Below are 24189 nucleotides of genomic sequence, written 5' to 3' on the forward strand. Positions count from 1 at the left end.
GCTTTCTCCACGAGGCACAGAACGTCCGACGTGTCCCAAAACACTCGGCGTCCCGGCCGAGCCCGCCGTAAGCTCTCGTCATGCAGGTGATCCAGTCCACGAAGCTCGCCAACGTCTGTTACGAAATCCGGGGTCCGGTGCTCGAAGAGGCGATGCGGCTTGAGGCTGCGGGTCATCGCATCCTCAAGCTGAACACGGGCAATCCGGCCGCCTTCGGCTTCGAGTGTCCGCCCGCGATCCTGGAGGACGTGCTCCGCAACCTCTCCGAGGCGCACGGCTACGGTGACGCGAAGGGGCTGCTCGCGGCCCGCCGGGCGGTGATGAGCCACTACGAGACCAAGGGCATCCCGCTCTCCGTCGAGGACATCTACCTCGGGAACGGCGTCTCGGAGCTGATCCAGATGTCGATGCAGGCGCTGCTCGACGACGGCGACGAGGTCCTCGTACCGGCCCCGGACTACCCGCTGTGGACCGCGTCGGTCTCGCTCGCGGGCGGTACGGCGGTGCACTACCGCTGCGACGAGCAGGCGGACTGGATGCCGGACCTCGCGGACATCGAGCGGAAGATCACCGACCGCACCAAGGCGATCGTGATCATCAACCCGAACAATCCGACGGGCGCCGTCTACGACGACGAGATGCTCCGCTCGCTGACGGAGATCGCCCGGCGGCACAACCTGGTCGTCTGCTCGGACGAGATCTACGACAAGATCCTCTACGACGGCACCACGCACACCCCGACCGCCGCGATCGCCCCCGACCTCCTCGTCCTCACCTTCAACGGGATGAGCAAGAACTACCGGGTGGCCGGTTTCCGCTCCGGCTGGCTCGCGGTCTGCGGTCCGAAGCACCACGCGTCCTCGTACATCGAGGGCCTCACGATCCTCGCCAACATGCGCCTCTGCGCGAACATGCCGGCGCAGCACGCGGTGGCCGCCGCGCTCCAGGGCCGCCAGTCCATCGAGGATCTGGTGCTGCCGGGCGGGCGTCTCCTCGAGCAGCGGGACACGGCGTACGAGCTGCTGACGCAGATCCCGGGCGTGACGTGCGTGAAGCCGAAGGGCGCGCTGTACCTCTTCCCGCGTCTCGACCCGAACGTCTACAAGATCAAGGACGACCGGCAGATGGTCCTGGACCTGCTGCGGGCCGAGAAGATCATGGTGGTGCACGGGACGGGCTTCAACTGGCACGAGCCCGACCACTTCCGGATCGTCACGCTGCCGGCGGCCTCGGACCTGGCGGACGCGGTGACCCGGATCGGCCGGTTCCTGGACGGGTACAGCCAGCCCTGACCCCCGGCCGGGGACGGAGCGCCGCCGGCCCCGTCCCGCACTCCGGACGGCTCTCAACTTTAGATCGAATCCAAGCTAGGATGGCCTTCAGAACACCTCAGGAGGCCATCCCATGTACGAACCGATCCGCACCAAGTCGGTCCACCGGATGGCCGACGACGCCCAGGACGCGTACCCGCACCGCTCCCGCGAGGAGGAGCTGGACATCCAGCTCGCCGGACACCTCGCCGCCCTGCTCGCCGTCACCGACGAGCTGGGCGACACGGAGGCCGGCGAGCTGATCGCCCGGCAGGTGGCGCGGCTGCGCGGCGCACCGCCCGCGCGGCACGCCGGACTGAGCGGTTCGTCCGCGCAGGACCTGCACCGCAGGGCGCACGCCCTCGCGGGCCGCGCACTGGTCGTCGCCGCCTCCCGGGCCGACACGGCCGCCGCGATCCTCGCCGCCGAGCGCATGGACGCGCACACCGCGGCGCTGGCCGGGGACACCCTGGTCGCCGCCCCCTGACGGCCCCGGTCCGCGTGGCACGAACCACGCGGACCGGGCGCCACCCAACACCTCCGCGACCCACGGATCCGGCACCCCCCGCTCCGGTTCGGTACCGGGATCGCTCCTTCACCCCCCGTACACCCGACTCCCCCTGGAATGTGGGTTTCCGCGAGCACGCTGCCCGCGTGAGACGCATCCTGGGAATCGTCCTGGCCGTCCTGCTCCTCGGCGGCGTGGCCGCCGTCCTCGTGACGGGCGGCGACAAGGACACGGGCACGGCAACGAAGACCGTGCGAGGAGTCATCGGATCGGAGAAGGCCGAGTTCTTCGCCGATCCGCAGGTGGTGAAGGCCCTGGCCGCCAAGGGCTTCACCGTGGGCACCGAGACCTCCGGGTCCTGGGACATGGAGGAACTGCCCCTCGACGGATACGACTTCGCCTTCCCGTCCTCCAAGGGACCGGCCGACGAACTGCGCGCGAAGGCCCGGCAGAAGGCGAAGGACAAGGCGGCGGGCGCCCCGCTGCGGCCCTTCTACTCGCCCCTCGTCGTCGTCGCGCACAGCACCGCCGCCCGGGTCCTCGCCGACAACGGCCTGGCGACCCTCGGCCCGCGCGGGACGAGCGGCACCCTGAAGATGGACGCCTACCTCGCGGCGGCCCGCGCCGACCGGACCTGGCAGCAGCTCAAGGGCTCCGCCGGACACGCCGAGCTGAGCGGCACCCTCTTCATCACCTCCACCGACCCGGTCGCCTCCAACTCCGGCGCCCTCTACCTCGCCGCCGCGAGCTACGTCGCCGACGGCGGGCGGGTCGCGGGCGACAAGGCCGCCGTCACCCGCACGGCCCCGCTCATGCGCAAGCTCGTCCAGGTGCAGGGCGCCCAGCAGTCCGGCTCGGACGCGCCCTTCCGGGACTTCGTCAGCGGCGTCGGCAACCCGCTCGTCCTGGTGTACGAGTCGCAGGTCGCCTCCCAGCTGCTCGCCGGGCGGTCCATGGGCGACCTCGTCGTCCTCTACCCGGACACCACGGTCAACAGCGACCACACCCTCGTACCGCTCACCGAGAACGGCCGGAAGCTCGGCGAACTCCTCGCAACCGACACCGAGTTGCGCAAGCTCGCGGTCCGTCACGGCTTCCGCCCGCAGGGCGCGGCCGACGAGTTCACCGCCGCCACCGACGACCACACCGCATACCTCAACCAGACGTTGACCGGCGTCCGCCAGGCGCCCGTGCCCACCAGCGAGGTGCTGCACGAGATGGCGCTGCGGGCCCGCGACCAGGGGGACACCGCATGACCACGCCCGACGACCCGAGAAGAACGATGGCCCTGACCCCGCCCGAGCACGACGCCCCGCTCGTCCTCACCCCGCCCGAGCCCGTGCCCGCCGTCCGCGCCGAGCAGGCCTCCGGTCTGGTGCCGCTGGACGAGTCGGTCCGCACGGAGATGGCCCGCCGGGCCGAGGAGTACGTCGGCTCGCTGTCCGGACTCGACCCGCGCTCCCCCGAGTTCGCCGGCCGGATCGGCGAGATCGCGGCGCTCGGCGCGGGCGAGATGCGCTCCGCCGCACAGCAGTCGAACCGGATGCTGGACCGCACGATCCGCTCGCTCGGCGAGGGCCCGGGCGGCGGCGACGCACAGACCCGGGTCGGCTCCTCCCTCGTCGAACTGCGGCGCACGGTCGAGGACCTGGACCCCCGCGACACCCCCGGCAAGGGTCTCAAGGGGCTGCTCTCGAAGCTCCCGGGCGGCAACAGACTGCGCGACCACGTCGCCAAGTACGCCTCCTCGCAGGCCACGCTGAACCGGATCGTCGGCTCGCTGCGCGGCGGCCAGGACGAACTGCGCCGCGACAACGCCGCTTTGCAGACCGAGCGGGCCCGGCTGTGGGAGACCATGGGCAAGCTCCAGGAGTACGCGGTGCTCACCGACGCGCTCGACGCGGCCGTGGAGGAGCGCATCGCGCTCACCCCGGACCCGACCCAGGCGGACGCGCTGCGCGCCGACGTCCTCTTCCCGGTCCGGCAGAAGCACCAGGACCTCCTGACCCAACTCGCCGTCTGCGCCCAGGGGTACCTGGCGATGGACGTGGTCCGCCGGAACAACGACGAGCTGATCAAGGGCGTGGACCGGGCGGCGACGACGACCCTGTCGGCGCTGCGGATCGCGGTGATGCTCGCCTCCGCGCTCGAGAACCAGCGGAAGGTCACCGAGCAGGTGAACGTGCTGCGCTCGACGACCGAGGACCTGGTCCGGGGCAACGCCGAGATGCTGGCGACGCAGGCCGGCGAGATCCAGCGGATCGCGGCGGACCCGGCGGTGGGGGCCGAGACGCTCCGCACGGCCTTCCAGCAGATCTACCGGACGCTCGACGCCATCGACACGTACAAGGTGCGGGCGACGGAGTCGATGGCGGCGACGGTCGAGTCGCTGACGGCCGAACTCCGCGAGGCGAGCGCCCACCTGGACCGCAGCCGCCGTACCGGCGCCCTCGAAGGCGGTCTCGGATGAACCACGGCACCAGCCCGAACACCGCCCACGGCGCCACCGGACCGGCCGCGCCCCGGACCTCCCCGAGGACGGCCCGCCGCGTCACCGCCCGGCTGCGCCGCACGGCCGCCGGCACCGTCGCCCGCCTCGCGGGCGGCCGGGGCCGCTCCCGCGGCACGACCGCCGCGCGCGCCGCCCGCACCGCGACCGCCGTCCTCGCGCTCGCGCTCCTCGCCACCGCCTGCTCCGGCGGCGGCGACGGAGACCGCCCCGACGAGCACGGCACGGAGTACAAGGCCGGCACCCTCCGGGTCCTCGCCTCCTCCGAACTGGCCGACATGGCGCCGGTCCTCGCCGAGGCCGCCAAGGCGACCGGGGTCACCGTGCGTCCCACTTACGCCGGCACCCTGGACGCCGTCGAGCGCATCGCGTCCGGCGAGGCGGACAAGGGCTACGACGCGGTGTGGCTCTCCTCCAACGACTACCTCCGGCTGCGCCCGGACACGGCGAAGAGGATCATCGACGAGACCCCGGTCATGACCTCGCCGGTGGCGCTCGGGGTGCGGCCCGCCACCGTCACCCGGCTCGGCTGGGACCCGGCGAAGGTGACCTGGTCGCAGCTGCACCGGGCGGTCGCCGACGGGAAGCTGACGTACGGCATGACGGACCCGAAGCGCTCCAACTCCGGTTTCTCCGCGCTCGTCTCGGTCGCCTCCGGGCTCTCCGGCGCCCAGTCCGCGCTGACCGGGCAGGACGTCACCCGGGCCACCCCGCGCCTGAAGGAGTTCTTCACGGGCCAGAAGCTGACCTCGGGCTCCTCCGGCTGGCTCGCCACGGCCTACGCCCGCCGCACCGACGTCGACGCGCTGGTGAACTACGAGTCCGTGCTGCTGTCCGCGCCCGAGAAGCTGACCGTGATCCGGCCGTCCGACGGCGTCGTGACCGCCGACTACCCGTTCACCCTGCTCACCTCGGCCCGTCCCGAGGCGAAGGAGGCGGCGGGCCGGCTCACCACCTACCTGCGCACCCCGGACGCCCAGCGGCGGATCACCGAGACGACCCTGCGCCGCCCGGTGGTCGCCGGGGTCCGCCCGGCCTCGGCGCTCGCCCGGGACCAGCGCCGCGAGCTGCCGTTCCCGGGCAGCCGGGCGGTCGCCGACGGACTGCTCGACGCGTACGACAACACCCTGCGCCGGCCCTCCCGCACGGTCTACGTGCTCGACACCTCGGGCTCCATGGGAGGCGAGCGGCTCGACCGGCTGAAGTCCGCGCTCACCGAGCTGACCGGCGACTTCCGGGACCGGGAGGAGGTGACCCTGATGCCCTTCGGGTCCTCGGTGAAGCAGGACGAGGTCCGTACGCACACGGTCGACCCGGCCTCGCCGAAGGCCGCGCTCGACGCGATCCGCGCCGACTCCCAGCGGCTCTCGGCCTCCGGCGGCACGGCCGTCTACTCCAGCCTCCAGGAGGCCTACCGCTTCCTGGGCAGGGCACCGTCCGACAGCTTCACCTCGGTCGTCCTGATGACGGACGGCGAGAACACCGACGGCGACCCGGCGTCGGCCTTCGACACCTTCTACCGCTCCCTCCCGGCCGAGCAGCGGCGCACCCCGGTCTTCCCGATCCTCTTCGGGGACTCCGACCGGGGCGAGCTCGACCACATCGCGAGCCTGACCGGCGGCAAGCTCTTCGACGCCACCCGGGGTTCGCTCGACGGCGCCTTCGAGGAGATCCGTGGGTACCAGTGACCGTCTGCTCGGGTACGTCGAGTCCCGCAAGAACCTCACCGGCAGCGCCTGCGGACTGGCCGGCGTCGGGATCGCCCTCACCGGCGCGGCGGGCGGACTCTGGCCGCTGGTGATCGCCGGGCTGTACGCGGCGGGGGCGCTGATCGCCCCGCCCGAGCGCCCCGACACCCCGCGCTTCCCGGACGCGGACGAGCAACTCGACGCCCTGCGGGACGATTTCACGGCCCTGCGCGCGTACCTGGCCGAGGTGGAGCTGCCGTCGTCCGTGCGCGAGCGGCTCACCGCGCTCGACGCCCTGGTCGAGGCCCTGCTCGAACCGGGCTGGGTGAGCGACCCGGAGCACCTGCACGTCCTGGCCCGCACGGTGCGGCAGGACGTCCCGGAGGCCGTCGACACCTTCGTGCGGACGCGGTGGTGGTCGCGGTTCACGCCGGGCGCCGAGCCCCCGGAGACCCACCTCGAGCGCCAGCTGGCCGCACTCCACGAGGAGACGACGGCCATCGCCGCCGCCCTGCGGGACGCGGAGGCGATCCGTCAGGAGACGCACACGCGCTACGTGGAGGAACGGGGCACGTGACCTGCGGAGTTGAGCCAGGAAGTATGTTCCGCGCATGACATTCGAAAAGCGCACCGCGTCCCGTCGCACCGTCCTCACCGCCTTCGCGGCGGCGGCCACGGTGGGCGCCCCCCTGCTCACCCAACTCGCCACGCCGACCCCAGCGTTCGCCACGGGTGACAACGACATCTACGACGACAACATCGACCTCTACACGAGCACGGACAACCCCGTGAAGGAAGGCGTCGACTACGGCCGCCGCTACCGGCGCCACGACCAGGCCGACGGCTACCTGTCCAAGCCGACCGGCTACACGGCCAAAACCGCGATCATGGCGATCCACGGCGGCCAGATCGAGCGGGCCACCTCCGAACTCTGTCTGGCGATCGCGGGTTACGACCCCGCGGACGTGACGGACCCGACCAAGCCGCCGCTGCTGCCCACGGTCCACGACTACTGGATGTTCGAGGGGATGCGCACGGAGAACAACCGCGACCTGCACGTCACCTCGGTGAACTGCAACGACCACGTCGCGCGCGTGCTCGCCACGAGCCACTTCAACGTGCTGAGCCTGCACGGCTGCTCGTACGACCAGCTGAACATCGACGAGACGGCGGTCTGGCCCTCGACGGCCGACCGGCGACTGGTCGTCGTGGGTGGTCTCAACAAGGCCTTCCGGGACGCCCTGATGTACGAGCTGAACACCGCGGGGTTCCGTGCGGTGGATGCCCTTTCCGACAACTACAAGGTCCAGCTGGCCGACTACGCGGGCGCGGCCCCGGACAACATCTGCAACCGGACGATCCTCGGCAAGGGCGCCCAGCTGGAGATCACCGAGGACATGCGGCGGTCCCTCTTCGGCACCGACCTCACGAACTACAACACGAGAAGCGGCCGCATCGCGAACTGGAACAACCCGCGCTTCCTCGGGTTCCGTGACGCCTGCCGCCGGGCCATCGCCACCGTCGAGGCCGGCCAGACCATCCTCTAGCGGACGTGCGCCGGCCCCCGGAGCCTGAGGGGGCTCCGGGGGCCGGTTGCGTCGTGGTGGGCCGTCGTGACCCCACTGGTCAGGGCGGTGTTTCGGGGCAACCCACCACGAGTCTCGGAGGGACTAGCCGAGGCGCTCCACGAGGGCGCGGTACTGGTCCCACAGCTCCTTCGGCGTGTGGTCGCCGAAGGTGTTCAGGTGGTCGGGGACGAGGGCGGCCTCTTCGCGCCACACGTCACGGTCGACCTTGAGGAGGAACTCCAGGTCCTCGGCCGGCAGGTCCAGGCCCTCGGTGTCGAGGGACTCGGCGGTCGGCAGGATGCCGATCGGGGTCTCGACGCCCTCGGCCTTGCCGTCGAGGCGCTCGACGATCCACTTCAGGACGCGGCTGTTCTCGCCGAAGCCGGGCCAGACGAACTTGCCCTCGTCGTTCTTGCGGAACCAGTTCACGTAGTAGATCTTCGGCAGCTTCGCCTGGTCCGCGCCGGCGCCGACCTTGACCCAGTGGGCCATGTAGTCGCCCATGTTGTAGCCGCAGAAGGGCAGCATGGCGAAGGGGTCGCGGCGCAGCTCGCCGACCTTGCCCTCGGCGGCGGCGGTCTTCTCGGAGGCGACGTTCGCACCGAGGAAGACGCCGTGGTTCCAGTCGAAGGACTCGGTGACCAGCGGGACCGCGGAGGCGCGGCGGCCGCCGAAGAGGATCGCGGAGATCGGGACGCCCTTGGGGTCCTCCCACTCGGGGGCGATCGTCGGGCACTGGCCGGCCGGGACGGTGAAGCGGGCGTTGGGGTGGGCGGCCGGGGTCTCGGACTCCGGCGTCCAGTCGTTGCCCTTCCAGTCCGTGAGGTGCGCGGGGGCCGTCTCGGTCATCCCCTCCCACCACACGTCGCCGTCGTCGGTGAGCGCGACGTTCGTGAAGACGGAGTTGCCCCACAGGGTCTTCATGGCGTTGGCGTTGGTGTGCTCGCCGGTGCCGGGCGCGACGCCGAAGAAGCCGGCCTCGGGGTTGATCGCGTAGAGGCGGCCGTCCTCGCCGAAGCGCATCCAGGCGATGTCGTCGCCGATGGTCTCGACCGTCCAGCCGGGGATCGTGGGCTCCAGCATGGCGAGGTTGGTCTTGCCACAGGCCGACGGGAAGGCGGCGGCGACGTACTTGGCCTCGCCCTGCGGCGGGGTCAGCTTGAGGATGAGCATGTGCTCGGCGAGCCAGCCCTCGTCACGCGCCATGACGGAGGCGATGCGGAGCGCGTAGCACTTCTTGCCGAGCAGGGCGTTGCCGCCGTAGCCCGAGCCGTACGACCAGATCTCGCGGGTCTCGGGGAAGTGCGAGATGTACTTGGTGGTGTTGCAGGGCCACGGCACGTCCTCCTGGCCCTCCTCCAGGGGGGCGCCGAGGGTGTGGACGGCCTTGACGAAGAAGCCGTCGGTGCCGAGCTCGTCGAGGACGGCCTGTCCCATGCGGGTCATGGTGCGCATGGAGACGGCGACGTACGCGGAGTCGGTGATCTCGACGCCGATGGCGGAGAGCGGGGAGCCGACGGGGCCCATGCAGAAGGGCACGACGTACATGGTGCGGCCGCGCATGGAGCCGCGGAAGATGCCCTTCTCACCGGCGAAGACGTCCTTCATCTCCGCGGGGGCCTTCCAGTGGTTGGTCGGGCCCGCGTCCTCCTCCTTCTCGGAGCAGATGAAGGTCCGGTCCTCGACGCGCGCGACGTCGGAGGGGTCGGAGGCGGCGTAGTAGGAGTTCGGGCGCTTGACCGGGTCGAGCTTCTTGAAGGTCCCCTTGGCGACGAGCTCCTCGCACAGGCGCTCGTACTCGGCCTCGGAGCCGTCGCACCAGACGATGTTGTCCGGCTGGGTGATCTCGGCGATCTCGTTCACCCAGGAGACGAGCTCCTGGTGCTGGGTGGGGACGTCGGTGGGAGCCGCGTTGTCGCGCGCCACGATTGCTCCTTGAAGAGGGGTTTTCAGATGTATGCCCCGTGGGGGCCGCGACCCGGATGCTTCGTAGCTGCTCATCCGGTGCCGACCGCACTCATTTGATCATCCGATGGATACGCCCATATGTCCAGGGGGGTGCACACGTGAGCATCGCCACTCATCTCCGTTACCTACGGGTGCGTAGCTAGGATCCCTTTTCATGACTGCAGCAACGCCGGAAGTGACCCCGACCGAGCGCACCGTGCCGCTCCCGACGAAGCCCCGGCTCAGGGGATGGCTGCACGCGGGCATGTTCCCCGCCGTGATCGTCGCGGGCCTCGCCCTCGTCGCTCTCTCCGACTCGCCCCGCGCCCGCATCGCCTGCGGGATCTACGCCCTCACCGCCTGCCTGCTCTTCGGCATCAGCGCGCTGTACCACCGCGGCAACTGGGGCCCGCGCGGCGAGGCCGTGCTCCGGCGCCTCGACCACGCCAACATCTTCCTGATCATCGCGGGCACCTACACCCCGCTCACCCTGCTGCTGCTCCCCGACTCCACGGCGAAGCCGCTCATGTGGGCGGTCTGGGCCGCGGCCGCCGCCGGCATCGCCTTCCGCGTCTTCTGGGTCGGCGCCCCTCGCTGGCTGTACACGCCCTGCTACATCGCGATGGGCTGGGCCGCCGTCTTCTTCCTGCCCGACTTCACGCGCGCCGGCGGCATCGCCGTCCTCGTCCTCGTCGTCGTCGGCGGACTGCTCTACAGCGCGGGCGGCGTCGTCTACGGCATCAAGCGCCCGAACCCCTCGCCGCGCTGGTTCGGCTTCCACGAGGTCTTCCACTCGCTGACCCTGGCGGCCTTCACCGTCCACTACGTCGGCATCTCGCTGGTCGCCTACCAGCACGCCTGAGCGGGGACCACGAGGGCCATGAGCCTGCGCGAACGCAAGAAGGCGAAGACCCGCGCGGCGATCCGGAAGGCCACCTACCGGCTCGCCGCCGAAGAGGGCTGGGACGCCGCCACCACCGAACGCATCGCCGCGGCCGCCGAGGTCTCCCCCTCCACCGTCGTGCGCTACTTCCCGGTCCGGGAGGACATCCTCCTCACCGCCGAGAACGACGAGGAACTGGAGGCCCGGCTGCGCGCCCGCCCCGCCGGCGAGGAACCCCTCGCCTCGCTCCGGGCGGTCGTCCTCGAAGCCGTCCGCACCGCCCTCGACGAGGAGCCCGAGGAGACCCGGCTGCGCGCCCGGCTCATGGCGGAGACCCCCGCCGTCCGCGCCCGGCTCACCGAGACCACCGCGGTCACCGGCCGCCGCCTCGCCCGCGCGATCGCCGACCGCACCGGCCGGGACGCCGACGACCTGGAGGTTCGGGTCTTCACGGCGGCGGCCCTCGGCGCCCTGCGCGAGGCGACCCTGTACTGGGCCGAGCACGGCAGCACCGACGACCTCCTCGCCCTCGTCGACCGGGCGGTCGGCACGGTCAGGAGCGGTCTGACGTCCTCACGACCGGTCCCCTAGCGCGGCCCGCACGATCCGCGCCGACTCCGGATTGTCGGCGCACTCCCACACTCCGTGCGGGCAGTAGTCGGTGACGGTCTGGTACACGGGCCGGTGCGCCGCGAACCAGTCCAGCATCCCCCGCACGTACGCCGGGTTGTCCCCGTTCCTGAAGAGTCCCCACTCCGGGTACGAGACGGGCTTGCCGTGGGCCGCCGCGAAGCGCACGTGGTGCGCGAGCCCGTACTCCTCGTCCACCTGCTCCTCGAAGGAGAGCCCGGCCGGCTGGTCGTAGGCGTCCATCCCGATGATGTCGACGACGTCGTCGCCCGGGTAGCAGTGCGGCCAGGGGATCGCGTCGAGCCCCCGGCTCGGCGTGAAGTCGAAGCGGAACCGCTGCCCCGGCACCCCCCGCAGCACCCCCACCACCCGCCGCCAGTAAGCCTTCCAGGCCGTCGGGTCCGGTCCGCAGCGATGGCCGTACGTGGTGCCGTTCATCTCCCAGCCGAGCACCAGGACCGCGTCGCCGAGCCCGTGCTCCACGAGCCGCTCCCCCAGGGTCCGGAAGTGCCCGTCGTACGCCCCGTCCACGCCCCGCCGCAGGCCGGCCCGCACCTCGGCGTCCGGCAGCCCTGCCTCGTTGCGGTCGAGCATCGGCACGTTCAGCACGAAGAGGCGCCCCGGCCGCTCGGCCTTCCAGCGCGCCCAGGGCCCGAAGAGCGCCGGATGCCCCTCGATGTTGGACCAGCGGTCGCCCGGCAGATAGGTGTGGCCGACGGTCAGGGAGTCGCCGCCGAGCCAGGCCTGCACCTGCGCGATCCGGCGCACCCCGGCCTCGTCGGAGCCGGTGAAGAACCCCGAGGGGACGCCCGGCAGCGGCTGTTGCCCGGGCACGGTCCCCGTCCCGGCGTGCCGGCCGCCCGGCAGGAGCCGGTCGGGCAGCAGCAGGAGTACGACAACGGCCGCGAGCAGCACGGTCAGTGCGGCCCGCGGCCAGGTGAACCAGGCGGGAGGACGGTTCACGTCAGCTCGTCCAGAAGTCCCACCAGCGGGTCAGGATCAGCATCCCGATGATCCCGGTGTGCAGGACGGGCAGGGCGAAGGCGAACTCGCCGAGGAAGGCCCGCAGCCCCGCCGGGGCGGGCAGCAGACGCTCCCGGACGTTGTGCGCGGTGACGTACCAGAACATGGTGATGGTGGCGACCCAGGCCAGACAGCACCACAGGCAGAGCGAGTTGATCTCGTACAGCGACTGGTACATCAGCCAGGTGCAGAAGCCGACCCCGAAGAGCATCCCGGCGTTGAGGCCGAGCCAGAACCAGCCCCGGTAGCGGGCCCCGGCGAGCAGCCCGGCACCGACGGCGGCGACGACGGCGTACGTGACGAGCCCGAGCATCGGGTTCGGGAAGCCGAACACCGCCGCCTGCTCGCTCTTCATGATGTTGCCGCAGGACACGACCGGGTTCAGGCTGCACCCGGGCTGGAAGCCGGGGTCCTCCAGGAGCAGGAACTTGTCGATCGTGATCACCCAGCCGGCGAGCACGCCCGCGGCCCCGGTGACCAGCAGCAGCCAGGCCAGGGCCCGGCCCGCGCCGATCGCGCCGCCGGCCTCCCGCGCGGTCTCGTCCCGCCGCTGGCCCGGCGCCCCGCCCCGTACGTCCACCGTCGCCATGACGCGGCTCCTTCCGCTCAGCCCTGGATGCGGCGGACCGGCAGCAGGACGTGGGCGCAGTCGGCGAGCATCTCCTCGTCCGAGACGAAGGCCCGCAGCCGCGCCTCGTCGACGGGCTGTCCGGGCACGCCCTCGGACCAGGGCCGTACGGAGCAGAGGAAGTAGACCTTGCCCTGGGCGCGGGCGGCCTGCTCCCACTCCTCCGGCACCGGGCACTGGACCTTCAGGAAGGGCAGGGTGAGCACGGCGGAACCGCCCTCGACGAGCAGCGTGGCGTTGATCCCGGCGTCCTTCTCCAGATCGAAGAGCCGGTCGCCGACCGAGAGGTTCATCGATTCCAGGGCCGCGCGCATCGCCTGCTGACCGGCCTCCGGGCCGTCCCGGCCGTCACCGAGCGAATACGCCATCAGGAACGGCGTTCCCGCCGAGTCGGCGGAAGGCTCGCTGGCCCACGGAATCACCGTGAGAGTTCCCAGCGGAGAGGCGCTGCGCGCCGAGGAAACGACGTGGGAAGTGGTCATGAAACCGGATGCTAATGCTCCAACCGCCCTTTCCCCCCGCCGTTTTCACCCGAACGGCCGACATTCACACCGCTGGCATTTCCGCCGCAACGAACCCGGGTTTTCATCGTTGTGCCCTGAGGGCATAAGCCGACCACCAGGAGATCACTGATGATCGTCCCGCGCCGCGTCGCACTGCGGTCCCTGTTCGCCCTTGCCGTCACCGCCTTCACGGGCGGTGCGCTCGGCCGCATCGCGACCCGACCGGAACCGGGGGGAACGCGCGATCCGCACGCCTTCGACGAGATGTACCGGGGCCGTCACATCCTGGGCTTCTCCGGCCCCGGGGGCGAGCCGACGGTCCTCGTCGACGGCCGGCCGCTGCATCTGATGCGCTGCGCCGACGGCGGCTACGTCACCCCGATCGACCACTACGAGTCCTGCCCGACGCCCCTGGCGGCCACCCGCGCGGCCGTGGACGAACTGGGCACCGCCCGGCTCTCCCCCCTCGCGGGCGCCCACGGCGTCACCGACCCGACGGGAGGGAGCCCGCGTGGTGTACACGCGTAAGAACCAGCGCGATCTGACCGGCGCCGAGCGCCGCAAGTTCGTCGCCGCCGTCCTGGAGCTCAAGCGCACCGGTGCGTACGACCGCTTCGTCCGCACCCACATCGACCACTACACGGCGGACGGGGGCGGCCGGCTCCGGATCGCCCACATGACGCCGAGTTTCCTGCCCTGGCACCGCAAGTTCCTGCTGGAGTTCGAGACGGCCCTGCGCCGGATCGACCCGACGGTCTCCGTACCGTACTGGGACTGGACCCGGGACAACTCCCCCGCCTCCTCGATCTGGCGCGAGGACTTCATGGGCGGCAACGGACGCCGGGCCGACCTCCAGGTGATGACGGGCCCCTTCGCGCACTCCGCCGGGCGGTGGCCGATCACCCAGTCGATGACCGACATCCGTTACCTGACCAGGGACTTCGGACGCCCCCGCGACCCGATCACGCTGCCCACCGCCGCCCAGCTCGACGAGGTCATGCGCGAGCGGGTGTACGACGCCGCGCCCTGGAACTCGACGAGCGCCACCGGCTTCCGCAACGCCCTGGAGGGCTGGGCGCCCGGCCGGGGCAACGAACGGTTCCGGATCCACAACCGGGTGCACCGCTGGGTGGGCGGCCTGATGCTCGGCGGCGGCTCCGTGAACGACCCGGTCTTCTGGCTGCACCACTCCTTCGTCGACCTGATCTGGTCGCGCTGGCAGCAGCGGAACCCCGGCGCCGCCTACCTGCCGGCGGAGCCGCCGCCCCTGGGCGACGCGCAGCACCGCAAGGTCGCCGCCCGGCACGAGCCGATGGCGCCCTGGGGCGTGACCCCGGCGTCGATGTTCGACCACAGTCGGATCTACCGGTACGCCTGAGCCCGCACACGGATGTCCCCCCGGCCGCGGCGGCCGGGGGGACATCCGTGTGAAGCGGGGGATCAGCCGCCGTAGCCGCCGTCACCGTGGCCGCCGTTGCCGTCGGCGTTGATGCAGGTGTTGCCGAACGCCGGGTTCAGCAGACCGATGACGTTGACGGTGTTGCCGCAGAGGTTGATCGGCACGTGGACCGGGACCTGGACGGCGTTGCCGGAGGCGACACCGGGCGAGTGGGCGGCGACGGCCCCGGCGCCGGCGTCGGCGACGGCCAGGCCGGCTCCGCTGAGGGCAACGGCACCCGTGCCGGCGAGAACGGCGGCAGCCTTCGCGATGCGAGACATCAAGAACTCCTTGGGCTGGAAAGCGACCGCAGGAATCACGGCCGTCACTTCCGTCCAACGCCGATCACCGCCACGGGTCACGGCCATTGGTCCGAAAGGGAAGAAGGAAGATCGAAAAATGGCCCGCGACCCGAATGCCGTCCGCCGTCGGATACGACGGGACGCCTTCGGCCCGCGGGCCGTGGCCATGCGACAAGCCTTCTCTTGCAACGACCGACGGCCCTTGGAGTGGCGGGGAAGAATCGTGTCTTCACTCGCCCGGTCACCGATCGTACGAATGAACGGGGACGCGGATGCCTCAGCCCGCGTCCGGCGCCAGTCCCAGCTGGGGGTCGAGGGCGCCGCTGAGCACCGGGGTGAGGAGCCCGACCTGAGGTTCCGTCAGCTTCGGCAGTCCGGAGAGCCCGTTGCCGCGCGGGGCCTCCACCGGGTTGCCGACGACGGCGCCCGGGGTGGACGCCTTCATCTCCGAGTGCGGGCTGCTGAGCAGGGCGCGACCGGGCTCGCTGCCCTTGAGGAGCTCGGGAAGCGGCGCGTCGACGACGGTCTCCGGCAGGGTACCGGCCAGCGGAACGCTGGGCAGGGCGACGTCCGGGAGCGCGCCGACGCCCTTCTGGAAACCGGTGGGCGCACCGGGCATCGGGACGGGAACGCCGGTCGCCACGGTCGGCGCGTCCATCGGCAGGACCGGCTCCAGGCCCTGGAGCGGGACGAACACCGGAGCCTCGACGGCGGCGGCGGGAGAGGCCAGGGCGGCGGAGGCGAGTGCGGTCATGAGGAGTCCCATGCCCGCGTGAGAACGCAGAGTCATGTGAGGAGAACGAGCCCCTTGGCCGAAACGTCGCGGGACTAACCCGTGTGCAGCAACGCGGAGGGCCCTCACCGGTGAAGGCGAGGGCCCTGGTTGACGCGGTGCCGGGGTACGGGGTCAGTGCCGGCGGGCGAGCCGTCCGCCGCGGAGGTAGACGACGCCACCGCCGATGATCAGTGCGGCACTGATCGCGGTCGCACCCATGAGCGCGGGGTCCATACCGGTGCCGGGCAGCTCCCCACACCCGTGGTGCGGCCCTTCTCCGGGCGCGGGCTGCTCACATGTGGGGTGGCCGGTGGGGTGGCCGGTCGGGTGGCCCGTGGGGTGACCCGTCGGGTGGCCCGTGGGATGACCGGTCGGATGACCCGTCGGGTGGCCCGTGGGATGACCGGTCGGGTGACCCGTCGGGTGGCCCGTGGGGTGACCGGTCGGATGACCCGTCGGGTGGCCGGTCGGGTGGCCGGTCGGGTGACCCGTGGGATGACCAGTCGGGTGGCCCGTGGGATGACCGGTCGGGTGACCCGTGGGGTGACCGGTCGGGTGACCCGTGGGATGACCGGTCGGGTGACCCGTGGGGTGACCGGTCGGGTGACCCGTGGGATGACCAGTCGGGTGGCCCGTGGGATGACCCGTCGGGTGGCCGGTCGGGTGACCCGTGGGGTGACCGGTCGGGTGACCCGTGGGATGACCAGTCGGGTGGCCCGTGGGATGACCCGTCGGGTGACCGGTCGGGTGGCCCGTCGGGTGACCCGTGGGGTGACCGGTCGGATGGCCCGTCGGGTGGCCCGTCGGATGACCGGTCGGGTGACCCGTCGGATGACCCGTCGGGTGGCCCGTGGGATGACCGGTCGGGTGACCAGTGGGATGGCCCGTCGGGCCCGGCTCCTCGCCGTAGCCGCCGGGGCCTTCGCCGTACCCGCCCGGGTCCTCGCCGTAGCCGTCGGGTTCCTCCGCCTGGTCGCAGAGGTCTCCGACGGCTGCCGCGGCGATCCCGCCGAGTTCCATGGACTTGCCGCAGACATCCGCCGGCAGGGTGGCCCGGACATGGCCGGCCTTGCCGGAGCCGGGCCCGTCGCCCGTGTCGGAGTGGGAGTTCGCGGCCAGGGCGAAGCCCCCGCTCAGCGACAGGATGCCGGTCGCTGCCGCCGCGGTGAGTACTTTCCTGCTGATGATGGACCGCATACCGCTCTTCCTCTGGAGAAAGGGAGAGACCGGCGAGGATCCCCCCTCGCTCCGACCGGCCTGATCCGCACCGACGTTCACGTGGGATCGGCCAGAGGGTATGAGTCGGCGCCCGGCGCACAGCCGGGGCCACACGGCAGCTGATCAGAAAATCATTCGATCAGCCGACCGTGAGGAACAGCGGCACCGAGTCCGCCGTAAATGCCCGTGGGGCAGGTGTCACTGAGGTGACGTCAGCCGCCCAGTCCGCCGGCGACCGGGAGGCCACCCAGCAGCGAGGCGCCCTTGGTGGCGCTGTTCAGCTGGTCCGCCGCCTTCGTGACGGTCTGGACCGGGGAGCCGTCCGTGGTGCTGCTCAGCATGTCGCTCTTGAGCCCGTTGGCGGCGATCGCTTCGAGGCCGCCGTTCAGGCTGGTGGGGGTCAGCGCCTCCGTGGCCATGGCGGGCGCGGCGGCACCCAGAGCCATCAGCGAACCGGCGACGACCGCGGCGACCTTGGTGGGCTTCATGGAGTGAATCCTTCCTCTGTGCTTTCAAGTCACTTTCTGCACAGGGCTCTTGGCCGAATCCTGTACATCGTTCTGCTTCTGTAACGAGGAGTGAGCGCGCCGGAAACTCCGGGAGGAAGGATTTCTCGGTACTGCACCCGATCGATGCGGACCGGTGCTATTTGCCGATCGCACACGCCCGTACCGGCCCGGTGGGGGCCGGGCCGGTACGGGGTGCGGGGGCGCTACCGGACGGGCAGCGGGGGCTTGACCGGCAGCTCGGGCACCGTGGCCGGCGGCTTGACGGGCAGCTCGGGCGCGGTGGCCGGGAGCGTGGGCGCGGTGGCGGCGTCCGGCGCGGGCAGCCCCCCGAGCACGGGGCCGAGGACCAGGTTGAGCAGCGAGGACAGCGTGGAGGTGACCTGCGGGACGACTCCGCCGACACCGGAGGTGAGCGTGGAGAGCAGGGCGGCGACCGCCTTCTCGACGCTCCCGAGGGTGTCGGACACGACGTCCACCGGGGCCGTCGGGAGCTCGGGGGCCGCGGGAGCGTCCGGGAGGAAAGCCGGGGCGGTGGCCTTCGCCTGGTCGACCGCCGTGGCGATCTCGGCCTTGAAGGCCTCGGCGTCGGCCGCGGACAGCCGGCCGGAGTCGGCCTCGAGCGCGGCCGTGACGAGTTCGGTCACGGGGGTCGCCACCGAGCCGAGCCCGCCGAGCGCTTCGGCCTGGGCCGGCAGGTCGGTGACGTCCGGGAGGGGCGCGTGCGCGACCCGGTCGGCCGTGGAGGACGGGTGGTGTTCGCCGGCGAAGGCGGGTCCCGCCGTGCCGAGGGTGAGGGCGGCGGATATCGCCAGGGCGGTGAGGTGGCGTGTGGCCAGGGGACGCATATGTGTTCCTTTTCCTTATGCGTCGGACAACTGCCCTCTCACGGTGCCTGCGGTTATAGCCCTCCGCAACCGCTGAACTACGGAGCGCCACGTCCCCGTTCGGGTGAATCCGCCTCCGGGCCCTGCCCCCGGAGGGGCGTACGCCGTTGCACCGGACGGCGCACGAGGGTGCGTCCGAACGAGTACCGGACCAGTGGCGGCAAGGAAAAAGCCGGTGCGCCCACCCAGGAGGGGGCGCACCGGCTTCGGAAGGACCGATCAGGCGTGCGAGATCAGGCGTTGATGCAGGTGTTGCCGAAGGTCGGGTTCAGCGCACCGATGACGCTGACGGTGTTGCCGCAGAGGTTGATCGGCACGTGGACCGGGACCTGGACGACGTTGCCGGAGATGACACCGGGGGACTTCACGGCCGCGGCCTCGGCGCCGGCGTCGGCGGCGGCGACACCGGCGGCACCGGCGACGGTGGCGGCGGCACCCACGGTCAGGACAACGACCTTGGCGATACGGGACATGGAGAGGCGCTCCTCGATCGAATTCATCCAACTCGGACTGCGCGGACTGTTCGGCCCGGCTCCCTCAACAACGCCCCGGCTTTTCATCGGTTGCTCTCCCGAACGGGTGACGTTCAACCGATCTTTGGGCCATAGGAGGGCCATTGGGGGGACTGGGCGTGGAATGGCGCAACACGCACAACGAGGAACCGGGCTCCGGGATACGGGAGTTAGCGTTTCCGGGCATCTAATGCTTACTATCGCCCCGCATCGGGGTTATAACGTTCCCGAACGTTGCTTCCGGGCCCCCCGCGCGTTCACCCATTTCGTGCGGACGACACCTTCCTCTCTCCCGGCCTACTCGGGTCTTCCCTCCCTTCTCTCATCAAAGCGGAGAACCTGTATGCGGAATTCAGCGGTTCTTGCTGTGCGTCGCAGCGTCTTGTGCGCCTTGTCGTGTGCGGCCCTGACCGCCGCGCTGCCCGGCGCTTCCGCAGCCGCGCCCCGCCCACGGGAGGCGGCCCGCGTCCCGTTCACCGCCCGCCACCAGGCCGTACAGCACGGTGGGATCGTGCGCGCCGCCAGCACCTCGGCGAAGGGTGCGAGGGGCACCGAGTCGGTCAACGACGGCGCCTCGATCAGGTACGTCGACGTGGACAGCGACCCCAACACGTACAACTCCAGCCGTGCCGGGCTCGCGGTGCCGGCGGGCGCCCGGGTCACCTGGGCCCGGCTCTACTGGGGCGGGAACCTGCGGGTGGGCGAGCAGAAGCCGCCGAAGGACAACGGCCGCGTCCTGATCGCCGAGCCCGGGGGACGGTACAAGGCGCTGCTCGCCGACTCCGTGATCGGTCACCGCACGACCGACGGCGCCGACGCCTTCCAGGCCTCCGCCGACGTCACGGAGCTGGTCCGCCGCTCGCGTCCCGGGCAGTGGACCGTCGCGCAGGTGAATGTGGCGATGGGCCGTTCCGCGGTGGGCGGCTGGGGCGGCTGGACGCTCGTCGCCGCGTACGAGAAGGCCTCGGAACCGCTGCGCAGGATCAGCGTCTGGGACGGTTTCGAAACGGTCGGTCCGCGCGCCGGCGAGCTGCGCGTCCCGGTCGACGGAAACCGTTTCCCCAAGGGTGTCTCCGGGCGTCTCGGGCTGATCGCCTATGACGGTGACCGCGGGACTTCCGGGGATTACCTGACCGTGGAAACCAGCCGCTCGAAGAGCATCCGTCTCTCCGATTCCGCCAATTCCGCGGACGACGTGCTGAACTCCACCGTCACCGAATTCGGCGCCGGTCGTACCGTACGCCGACCGGATCGTACGAACACCCTCGGATACGACTCCGACGTGTTCGACCTGCGGGGAGCGCTGCGCTTCGGGGGCGACCGGGTCCACGTCCGGGTCGGGAGCCGGAAGGACACCGTCTGGCTCGGCGCGGTCTTCCTCCAGGCGGACGTCCGGCGCTGACGTGCTGTCACCACTCGACACGGACCCCGGGTCCGTCACCGTCCTGCACGCGGTCCAGCCCGGCGACGGCGGGGTCGCCCGTGTCGTCGTCGACCTGGTCCGCGCCCAGCGCGCCGCCGGCCTGCGGGTCGCCGTCGCCTGCCCGCCCGGCACCCGGCTCTCCGCCGCCGTCCGCGCCGAGGGCGCCGAGACCCACGACTGGCGGGCCGGCCGCGACCCCGGGCCCGCCGTCCTGCGCGAGACGCGGGAGCTGGCCCGGCTGGTCCGCGCGGTCCGGCCCGGGCTCGTCCACGCGCACAGCGCCAAGGCCGGGCTGTGCGCCCGACTCGCCGTGCGGGGGCGGATCCCGACGGTGTATCAGCCGCACGCCTGGTCCTTCGAGGCGGTCGAGGGGAGGACCGCCGCGGTCGCCCGGCGCTGGGAGCGGTTCGGCGCCCGGTGGACGGACCGCGTCCTCTGCGTGAGCGAGGCCGAGCGGCGCACCGGCGAGGCGGCCGGGGTCGCGGCGCGCTGGTCGGTCGTCCACAACGGCGTGGACACGGCACGGTTCGCCACCGACGGACCGCCCCGCAATCCGGCGCCCACGGTCGTCTGCGTGGGCCGGCTCTGCCGGCAGAAGGGGCAGGACGTCCTGCTCGCCGCCTGGCCCGCCGTCCTCGCGGAGGTGCCCGCGGCCCGGCTCGTCCTGGTCGGCGACGGCCCGGACGAGGAGGCGCTGCGGGCCGCGGCCGGCCCGTCGGTGCGGTTCACGGGGGCCGTCGAGGACCCCGTGCCGTGGTACCGGGACGCCGACGTGGTCGTCCTGCCGTCCCGCTGGGAGGGCATGGCCCTCGCGCCCCTGGAGGCCATGGCCGCCGGCCGGCCGGTCGTCGTCAGCGACGTGGACGGCGCGCGCGAGAGCCTGCCGCCCGCCCACGAACCCCAGTGCCTGGTCCCGCCCGAGGACCCGGCCGCGCTCGCCGCCGCCCTGAGCCGCCTCCTCGGCAGGCCGGAGCTGCGGCACCGCCTGGGCCGCGAGGCCCACGAGCACGTACTCAGCAGATTCGATGTCCGGCGCACCGGCGCGGCCGTCGCGGACGTCTACCGCGAGCTGGCCGGAGTGCGGGGGGCCGAGCACAGAGAGCCGATTGCGCAGTGACCACGGAAAGTACCAGCGTTCCCTCTTCGCCGGGCCCCTGGCCCACGGGGGGTCAGACCTTCGGTCTCGCCTCCCTCGCGCCGCGCCGCGGGACGCCCGGCCGGCTCGCGCTGCCGCGCCACCGGCGCGAGCGGCCCCGGTCCGGTGCGGCGGCGCTCGTGGCGGTCGACGCCCTGGCCGTCCTGGCCGCCGCGGCGGTGCTGAGCGCGGCGCACCACGACGTCCGGCTCGTGCTGCCGGTCCTGGCGGTCGTCCTCGTCCTCGACGGGCACGCGGGGCTCTACCGGCCGGCCGCGCACGCCCGGGCCCTGGACGAGCTGCCCGCGCTGGGCTCCCGCGCCGGATTCGCCTGGTGCCTGGCGGCGGCCGCGGTCGCCGCGTACTCCCCCGCCCTGGCGATCGGGCCGCTGCGGCTCTGCGCCGCCTACGGCACGCACGTCGCCCTGGTGTGCCTGGTCCGCGCCGTGCTGCTCGGGCGGCGGCGCCGGATCGCCCGGGAGCGTCCGCGGTCGGCGCTCGTCGTCGGCGGGGCGGGGGCCGCGCGCCGGTTCGCCGCGGCGGCCGCCCAGCACCCCGAGTACGGGGTGCGGCCGGTCGGGATCGTGGGCGTGCCGGAGCAGGGCGGCGTTTCCCGCGCGACCGGGGAGCCCGGACTCCCGGTGCTCACCACGACCGAGGAGATCCACCGGGCGGTCATCCAGAACACCGTGCGCGACGCCCTGTTCCTCGACGACGACCCGGGTCTCGTGACGCTCTTCCAGCAGTACGGCTGCGCCACCTGGCGGGTCGGCGGCCGGTACCAGGACGGGCCGATGGGCGCGCACATGTGGGGGTACGCCTGGCAGCGGATCGTCCCGCTGCGCGAGCGCCGCGGGCGGGCCGCGAAGCGGGCCCTCGACATCGTGCTCGCCGCCCCCGCGCTCGCCGTCGCGCTGCCGGTGCTGCTGCTGTGCGCGCTGGCCGTGCGGCTCTCGGACGGTCCCGGAGTGCTCTTCCGGCAGGAGCGGGTGGGCCAGCACGGGCGCCACTTCACGCTGCTCAAGTTCCGTACGCTGCGCCCCTCCGACGACAACGAGTCGGCGACCCGCTGGAACGTGGCGGGCGACCGGCGGATGAGCGCGGCCGGGAGCTTCCTGCGGAAGACCTCGCTGGACGAGCTGCCGCAGCTGTGGAACGTGCTGCGCGGGGACATGAGCCTGGTCGGGCCGCGGCCCGAACGCCCCTACTTCGTCGCCCAGTTCAGCAAGATCCACACGGGATACGCGGCCCGGCACCGGATGCCGGTGGGGCTCACGGGTCTGGCGCAGGTGCACGGACTGCGCGGCGACACCTCGATCGAGGACCGCTGCCGCTTCGACAACCACTACATCGACCACTGGTCGCTCTGGCAGGACGTCTGCATCCTGCTGCGCACGGCGGCCGGGCTCGTCCGACCCACGGGGAGCTGAGAATGGCCACGGCCGTGACGACGGCGCCGGCGGCCCCGGCCGCGCCGGAGGCCGCGGGCGTACGGGACCTGGTCCGCCGGGCCGGGGCGCTGTCCCCGGTCCTCGCCGTGATCGCGCTGCTGCTCGTCCCGGGCGGCGGCGGCGCGCAGGGCGGCACCGGAGGCACGGGGACGGTCGCGGACGCGGCCTCCGGGCTCCTCGTCCTGATCTGTCTGGTGCGGGTGCTGCGCGGCGGGGCCCGGCCGCTGACCCGGGCGGCGGCCGTCGTCCTCGGCCTGCCGGTGCTCGGGATCTGCCTGGCCGCGATCACCTCGAACGACCCGGCGGCGAGCCTGCCGGGCGTCGCCCGTTACCTGCAGGTCTTCGTCCTCGTCCCGGCGGCCGTGCTCCTGACGGTCCGCGACCGGCGGGACTTCGCCGTGATCGCCTGGGGCCTGGTCGCGTTCGCGCTGCTCCAGGGCGCGGTCGGCGTCGTCCAGTACCTGACGGGCACGGGCGCCTCGTACCAGGGCGAGGACATCCGGGCCGTCGGCACCTTCGGGGCCACCGACGTGATGGGCATGGCGACGGTCGTGGCGTACGGACTCGTCGTCGCCACCGGGATCGCGCTCGGCAGCGGTCCCGGCCGCGTCCGCACGGCCGCGACGGTCTGCGCGGGGCTCCTCCTCGTCCCGCTGGTGCTGTCGTTCAGCCGGGGCGCGTGGATCGCGACCGTGCTGACCTGCGCGGTCCAGCTGCTGCTGGCGGGGGTCCGGCGGGCGGTGCGGGTGGCGCTCGCGGCGGCCGCGCTCGGGGTGGTCCTGGTCGGTGGCCTCGGGATCGGTTCGGAGATGGTGGAGGAGCGGGTCACCAGCATCACGCGGGTGACGGCCACCCCGGACCAGTCGGTGACGGACCGGTACACGATGTGGGCGGCGGCGGGGCGGATGTGGCGCGCGGAGCCGGTCACGGGCGTCGGCCTCAAGGGCTTCCCCCGGTACCGCGATTCGAACGCCTCGCTCGCGCTCTCCTCGGGCAGCGACACGGCCGGCGCGGGCGCCGGCTTCGCGCGTCAGCCGCTGCTCTCCCCGCACAACATGTACCTCCTGGTGCTGAGCGAGCAGGGTCTGGTGGGTCTCCTCGCCCTGGCCGGGAGCTGGGTGGCGCTGCTCGTCGGCGCGCTGCGGCGGCAGCGGTTCGGCGCGGACTGCGCGCTCGTCGCGACGGGCCTGCTGACCTGGCAGCTCGTCGACTTCTTCTACGCGGACATCGGCGGCCCCTCGACGGTCCTGATGTCGGTCGTGTTCGGTCTGGCGGCCTGGTGGTCGCTGGCGGAGGTGAGGCGTGCGTGACCCGTGGGCCGGGGAACCGGAGCCCACGGACGCGC

General features: G+C 72.3%; 24 protein-coding genes. 15 read left to right on the forward strand and 9 right to left on the reverse strand.

The genetic code is table 11. The features are described 5' to 3' along the window. The first annotated feature begins 80 nt into the window (after window positions 1-80). The 7 genes from K7G60_RS04295 (at window position 81) to K7G60_RS04325 (ending at window position 7562) form a co-directional block, all read left to right on the forward strand. Entirely contained in the window at window positions 81-1292 is a 1212-nt protein-coding gene (locus tag K7G60_RS04295) for a pyridoxal phosphate-dependent aminotransferase (protein ID WP_225799424.1), read from the forward strand. Between the two features lie 112 nt (window positions 1293-1404). After that, entirely contained in the window at window positions 1405-1797 is a 393-nt protein-coding gene (locus K7G60_RS04300; RefSeq protein WP_225799425.1) for a hypothetical protein, read from the forward strand. A 140-nt stretch (window positions 1798-1937) separates the two neighbouring features. Continuing rightward, on the forward strand, window positions 1938-3074 hold the full coding sequence (locus tag K7G60_RS04305; RefSeq protein WP_225799426.1) for a hypothetical protein: 1137 nt from the start codon (window positions 1938-1940) through the stop codon (window positions 3072-3074). Continuing rightward, window positions 3071-4288, forward strand: coding sequence for a toxic anion resistance protein (locus K7G60_RS04310; protein ID WP_225799427.1), 1218 nt, complete (start codon window positions 3071-3073; stop codon window positions 4286-4288). The genes K7G60_RS04305 and K7G60_RS04310 overlap by 4 nt, the downstream gene beginning before the upstream one ends. After that, complete coding sequence (locus K7G60_RS04315) at window positions 4285-6015, forward strand: VWA domain-containing protein (RefSeq protein ID WP_225799428.1); 1731 nt, start codon at window positions 4285-4287, stop codon at window positions 6013-6015. Before K7G60_RS04310 ends, K7G60_RS04315 begins: the two co-directional genes overlap by 4 nt. Beyond that, the gene (locus K7G60_RS04320; protein ID WP_225799429.1) at window positions 6002-6592 is read left to right on the forward strand and encodes a hypothetical protein; all 591 of its coding nucleotides are present in this window, start codon (window positions 6002-6004) and stop codon (window positions 6590-6592) included. The genes K7G60_RS04315 and K7G60_RS04320 overlap by 14 nt, the downstream gene beginning before the upstream one ends. Before the next feature lie 34 nt (window positions 6593-6626). Then, on the forward strand, window positions 6627-7562 hold the full coding sequence (locus K7G60_RS04325; protein ID WP_225799430.1) for a poly-gamma-glutamate hydrolase family protein: 936 nt from the start codon (window positions 6627-6629) through the stop codon (window positions 7560-7562). Window positions 7563-7685: 123 nt separating this feature from the next. Here the strand turns inward: K7G60_RS04325 and K7G60_RS04330 are convergent, their stop codons facing one another. After that, complete coding sequence (locus K7G60_RS04330; RefSeq protein ID WP_225799431.1) at window positions 7686-9509, reverse strand: phosphoenolpyruvate carboxykinase (GTP); 1824 nt, start codon at window positions 9507-9509, stop codon at window positions 7686-7688. A gap of 196 nt (window positions 9510-9705) precedes the next feature. Here K7G60_RS04330 and K7G60_RS04335 point away from each other — a divergent pair, with 196 nt between their 5' ends. Together K7G60_RS04335 and K7G60_RS04340 are read left to right on the forward strand one after the other, a co-directional pair. After that, entirely contained in the window at window positions 9706-10392 is a 687-nt protein-coding gene (locus K7G60_RS04335; protein ID WP_225799432.1) for a hemolysin III family protein, read from the forward strand. Window positions 10393-10410: 18 nt separating this feature from the next. After that, window positions 10411-11004 (forward strand): TetR family transcriptional regulator, encoded by a 594-nt coding sequence (locus tag K7G60_RS04340; protein WP_225799433.1) that lies wholly within the window; start codon window positions 10411-10413, stop codon window positions 11002-11004. Here the strand turns inward: K7G60_RS04340 and K7G60_RS04345 are convergent. The 3 genes from K7G60_RS04345 to K7G60_RS04355 are packed head-to-tail and all read right to left on the reverse strand — an operon-like array spanning window position 10987 to window position 13176. Continuing rightward, window positions 10987-12006: a glycosyl hydrolase gene (locus K7G60_RS04345; RefSeq protein ID WP_225799434.1), complete on the reverse strand. Its 1020-nt coding sequence runs from the start codon at window positions 12004-12006 to the stop codon at window positions 10987-10989. The genes K7G60_RS04340 and K7G60_RS04345 overlap by 18 nt on opposite strands. Window position 12007: 1 nt before the next feature. After that, complete coding sequence (locus tag K7G60_RS04350; RefSeq protein ID WP_225799435.1) at window positions 12008-12655, reverse strand: vitamin K epoxide reductase family protein; 648 nt, start codon at window positions 12653-12655, stop codon at window positions 12008-12010. 17 nt (window positions 12656-12672) lie between these two features. Then, entirely contained in the window at window positions 12673-13176 is a 504-nt protein-coding gene (locus K7G60_RS04355; protein WP_225799436.1) for a DUF5949 family protein, read from the reverse strand. 150 nt (window positions 13177-13326) lie between these two features. On the opposite strand from K7G60_RS04355, the gene K7G60_RS04360 reads away from it, so the two are divergent. Together K7G60_RS04360 and K7G60_RS04365 are read left to right on the forward strand one after the other, a co-directional pair. After that, window positions 13327-13725 (forward strand): tyrosinase cofactor, encoded by a 399-nt coding sequence (locus K7G60_RS04360; protein WP_225799437.1) that lies wholly within the window; start codon window positions 13327-13329, stop codon window positions 13723-13725. Beyond that, complete coding sequence (locus tag K7G60_RS04365) at window positions 13709-14575, forward strand: tyrosinase family protein (protein WP_225799438.1); 867 nt, start codon at window positions 13709-13711, stop codon at window positions 14573-14575. The genes K7G60_RS04360 and K7G60_RS04365 overlap by 17 nt, the downstream gene beginning before the upstream one ends. Before the next feature lie 62 nt (window positions 14576-14637). Here K7G60_RS04365 and K7G60_RS04370 read toward each other — a convergent pair whose 3' ends face one another. The 5 genes from K7G60_RS04370 to K7G60_RS04390 all read right to left on the reverse strand — a co-directional run bounded on the left by K7G60_RS04370 (window position 14638) and on the right by K7G60_RS04390 (window position 18796). Then, window positions 14638-14916, reverse strand: a complete 279-nt coding sequence (locus K7G60_RS04370) for a chaplin (protein ID WP_225799439.1) — start codon at window positions 14914-14916, stop codon at window positions 14638-14640. Between the two features lie 298 nt (window positions 14917-15214). After that, window positions 15215-15727 carry a hypothetical protein gene (locus K7G60_RS04375; RefSeq protein WP_225799440.1) on the reverse strand — a complete coding sequence of 171 codons (513 nt, stop codon included), beginning with the start codon at window positions 15725-15727 and terminating at the stop codon, window positions 15215-15217. Window positions 15728-17142: 1415 nt separating this feature from the next. After that, window positions 17143-17418 (reverse strand): hypothetical protein, encoded by a 276-nt coding sequence (locus K7G60_RS04380; protein ID WP_093874334.1) that lies wholly within the window; start codon window positions 17416-17418, stop codon window positions 17143-17145. Between the two features lie 224 nt (window positions 17419-17642). Further along, the gene (locus K7G60_RS04385) at window positions 17643-18284 is read right to left on the reverse strand and encodes a hypothetical protein (protein WP_225799441.1); all 642 of its coding nucleotides are present in this window, start codon (window positions 18282-18284) and stop codon (window positions 17643-17645) included. 272 nt (window positions 18285-18556) lie between these two features. After that, window positions 18557-18796 carry a chaplin gene (locus K7G60_RS04390; RefSeq protein WP_225799442.1) on the reverse strand — a complete coding sequence of 80 codons (240 nt, stop codon included), beginning with the start codon at window positions 18794-18796 and terminating at the stop codon, window positions 18557-18559. 382 nt (window positions 18797-19178) lie between these two features. On the opposite strand from K7G60_RS04390, the gene K7G60_RS04395 reads away from it, so the two are divergent. Genes K7G60_RS04395 through K7G60_RS04410 form a run of 4 tightly spaced genes read left to right on the forward strand, consistent with a single transcriptional unit; the run spans window position 19179 to window position 24154 of the window. Then, window positions 19179-20237, forward strand: coding sequence for a DUF3344 domain-containing protein (locus K7G60_RS04395; RefSeq protein ID WP_225799443.1), 1059 nt, complete (start codon window positions 19179-19181; stop codon window positions 20235-20237). Between the two features lies 1 nt (window position 20238). Further along, on the forward strand, window positions 20239-21375 hold the full coding sequence (locus K7G60_RS04400) for a glycosyltransferase (protein ID WP_225799444.1): 1137 nt from the start codon (window positions 20239-20241) through the stop codon (window positions 21373-21375). Next, the gene (locus tag K7G60_RS04405; RefSeq protein WP_225799445.1) at window positions 21372-22823 is read left to right on the forward strand and encodes an exopolysaccharide biosynthesis polyprenyl glycosylphosphotransferase; all 1452 of its coding nucleotides are present in this window, start codon (window positions 21372-21374) and stop codon (window positions 22821-22823) included. Before K7G60_RS04400 ends, K7G60_RS04405 begins: the two co-directional genes overlap by 4 nt. Window positions 22824-22825: 2 nt before the next feature. Beyond that, the gene (locus tag K7G60_RS04410; protein WP_225799446.1) at window positions 22826-24154 is read left to right on the forward strand and encodes an O-antigen ligase; all 1329 of its coding nucleotides are present in this window, start codon (window positions 22826-22828) and stop codon (window positions 24152-24154) included. The last annotated feature ends 35 nt before the right edge of the window (window positions 24155-24189 follow it).

Source organism: Streptomyces sp. NK15101 (genome assembly GCF_020400725.1).
Lineage (GTDB): Bacteria > Actinomycetota > Actinomycetes > Streptomycetales > Streptomycetaceae > Streptomyces.